3 protein-coding genes are annotated in these 3,410 nt (G+C 24.7%); 2 read left to right on the top strand and 1 reads right to left on the bottom strand.

Annotation, left to right across the window (positions count from 1 at the left end):
- The first annotated feature begins 134 nt into the window (after positions 1-134).
- Both EHV01_RS04130 and EHV01_RS04125 read left to right on the top strand, forming a co-directional pair.
- Positions 135-623 carry a lipoprotein gene (locus EHV01_RS04130; protein WP_422066330.1) on the top strand — a complete coding sequence of 163 codons (489 nt, stop codon included), beginning with the start codon at positions 135-137 and terminating at the stop codon, positions 621-623.
- A gap of 45 nt (positions 624-668) precedes the next feature.
- A complete protein-coding gene (locus EHV01_RS04125) occupies positions 669-809 on the top strand; it encodes a hypothetical protein (protein ID WP_422066329.1) in 141 nt (46 codons plus the stop codon).
- A gap of 39 nt (positions 810-848) precedes the next feature.
- Here the strand turns inward: EHV01_RS04125 and EHV01_RS04120 are convergent, their stop codons facing one another.
- The gene (locus tag EHV01_RS04120) at positions 849-2,585 is read right to left on the bottom strand and encodes a hypothetical protein (RefSeq protein WP_422066328.1); all 1,737 of its coding nucleotides are present in this window, start codon (positions 2,583-2,585) and stop codon (positions 849-851) included.
- Positions 2,586-3,410: the final 825 nt, after the last annotated feature.

Below are 3,410 nucleotides of genomic sequence, written 5' to 3'. Positions count from 1 at the left end.
ATATATARANNCTTCTTGCATAACCTAGTTATTTTAAAATTCCTATAATTTCTATTTTAAATATATTTTATAGGAATTTTAAAATAACTAGGTTATGCAAGAAGTCTAATATATAAAGGAAGAAAGGATTAATTATGAAAAAAATATTAAGTATTTTAGAAGCGATTATTTTAACTACAACAGGGGCAAGTAGCATTATTGCTTGTAGTGTTGAAAAAGTAAAAACAAATAAAGATTTAGACAATCAAGATGAAAACAAAAAACTACAAGATGAAAACAAAAAACTACAAGATGAAAACAAAAAACTAAAATGAAAAATTGAGAAAAATATTTTATTTATTAATTCTATTAATCCTCCAATTAAAGTTGAGGCTACTAAACGAGATGAGGTAAAAGAATATGAGGTTCTTATTGCACTAAAACCAAAAGTTTTAGAAGCAATAAAAACAATTGATAATTCATTAACAGAAAATGATTTTATACTTGCTTTTAAAGATTATTTTAATCACTTTCAACCACGATATATTGATTTATCAACATCCAAAAAAATTACAATAATAATTATTGGAAAAAATAAAGCAACAGGGCAAAAAGAATTTGTTGTTGTTTTACCAAAAATTTAAAACAATAAGAAGCCACAAAAAGTATAAGAGAATTTATTAATAATTATGAAAAAAGAAAAAACTACACATAAATTAATAAGTTTAGATGAAGATTTAAATAAATGTGAAAATTGTAGTTTTGTTATTCAAAAAATCGATGATGAGTGATTTACAATTAACACAGGCGATAAAAACTGCGGTAAATAATTTAATGTTAAAAAATTAAAATTGCTTAACAGCAATTTTTTATATTCCCATTTTAAAGCGATATGGATAAGAACCATAAAACAAAGCATCATATGGATCATGATACATTTTACTATCGGGTGTGTTTGTTTTGCTATCACTAAATCTTAATTCACTAATACACTTATCTAAAAATGGAAAATTATCTAAAATACCATATATTTTGCCTTGAACAAACATTTTTCTTATTCAGGTTACTCGATTGATTATACCCGCTTCTTTATTAAACAAAGTTTGATGTTTTTTGGCTTTAAACATTTTAATTTTATAACCTAAATAAGGGTAAATATCTTCTTGCAATTTTTGCATAAAGTCGTGGGCATTAATATCATAATGAAATGTCGCATATTCAAAACCATCAAATTTATCAAAAGTATTAATTATTCATTGTCCATAGTGTTCAACTATTTCATTTAAATTCATTGCGTTTTTTGGTGTAATAACATTTTCTTCAATTAAATATTTATCATACTCCTTATTTTCATTAATTTTATATCCACTAAATAAAAACACTGTATGGTCTTCACTACCGTTAGCATAATCAACACCAACTGAATAACTATCAAATTGATACTGTTTTGTGTTTGAATTATAAAAATCTTGTAAATTATATTCTTTAATATATTTACGATAATTTCGTAAAACATAAATGCTAGGGTCATTATCATTATATTCAAAACCATAGTATTCAAGTTCAAATAAATCTGGTCGCTCTTCTTTATTTGCTAAAACAAGTTTTTTAGTAATATCAGGTATTTTATTTCAAACAGCGCCCATTGTTAATCGTAAGTTAAAAACTCCCAAGCCATTAAATGCTTGTTTATTTTCGGAATATACTTGATTGTGTTCTTTTAAAATAGTTTTAATTCTTTCATTTAACGGTAAATATGGCGTTACAAATTTTTCATAAAAGACATGGTATTTATCAAAAGGGTTAAAAGTGAATTGATTAGAATATGTTTTATGAAAATATGTTGTTACGGTTATGTATTGTTTTGTTATATTATCTCATTCTTGAAATGTCCAAGATAATTCTTTTACTGCGATAGGATTATCTAGATTATATTGTTCATTATCATTTTCATCCGTGTATTTTTTGTAAGACACTTTTAAACTTTTTGAACGAAACATTGAAACTCTTAAATTATTATATCTTTTATCTAGTTCTTTATCAGTTAAAATTTCTTTTTCTTCAGCATGGATCATTTCATCAGTTCATGCCGATATAATACCGCTACCTTTACCAACTTTTCCCATAATTTTATTACCATTAGCATAACCCGCAAAAGCAATACGAACACCACTAGGAAAAACAATTTCGCCACCTTCTTTAACATTTTTAGGTCAAATAATACCATTTTCATTGTCGGGACCTATATCAATACCATATTTATCATATAGATAGTTACAGACATTAATTGTATCACCAAATGTAGTATCTTCGTGGGTGTTGGCATATCTTCGCAAAATATTAGATGAAGCATCGGTAAAATTACAAACAAAAAATAATTTTTCTGCTAGGTGATTTCATGTCTTATTAGTACCACGACCCGCTGAGACAAATTTAAAAAAACAATTCGTCGTAAAATATCGGACATAACTATCACCAACAAAATCTTTAAATACTTCTCAATCAAAACCAAAATTATAGTCACTAAAATTCAAATCATATTTTTTATTTAAATGTTCATAACTAGTAATTCGTTTTTTGTTATTAATTTTTTTAAAATCCTGCATTTTCAATTAGACTCCTTTTAAAAGTTTTATGTTATATTGAGACGAAAAAAATCAATTTTATTCGCCGGCACTCACCTTCAAGTGAAAGTGCAAGGACGATAATTTTTTATTCATATTGTTTATTTTGTTATTTGACACAAATACCCCCCCCTGACAAGTCACCCATATAGTTAATTAAGACATCCTTATCCAGTTCTTAAACAGTCAGCTACTGCTACGCACACGATTTTATTTTTATTCTTGTTATTAAATGTTATGAATGCACCACTACGCGTCTAACTTAATCAAAGTCTTTAATTTACAAAATCGCAAAAAACAAGTTTACAGTTGTGTAGCATCTTTTTATCCGAGGTAGCAGCTTACTCCAATATTTTTTTAAAAGCCATATTTGGTTTTTCGGTATTCCAAATAAGCAAAACATTAAATTTTTATTTTTAATTTATTCACAACAACAAATTAAATTACTTTTTTTAACTTTAAATAAAATAAAAAAGTGGAAAATTGTTTTTAAAAACAATTTTCCACTAAAAATAATATTATTTACTTTTTGATTAATTAAGACTTATTAAACAAAAAAATCAAATTTATTATAATAAATAATATTTAGTGGGATAAAATTGTATTTATAACAATTTAAATATTAAGAACTACATAAATTTAATTTTAGTAATCTTAATTATTTTTATTATACTATATTATAAATACAATTTTTTTAAATTTTTTCTTTAATTTTGTCGAAAACTCTTGATGAAATAAAAAAAATCATCAATATGACAATTTGAAAACTAATTTTGTGTAAGATTATGATTTTGCTTTAAATTTTWA

The sequence above is a fragment of the Spiroplasma sp. hy2 genome (genome assembly GCF_044714365.1).
In the GTDB taxonomy this organism is placed as follows: Bacteria; Bacillota_I; Bacilli_A; order Mycoplasmatales; family Mycoplasmataceae; genus Spiroplasma; species Spiroplasma phoeniceum.
The sequence above is the reverse complement of the archived record's forward strand: the minus strand, read 5'-3'. Positions and strand labels throughout refer to the sequence as shown.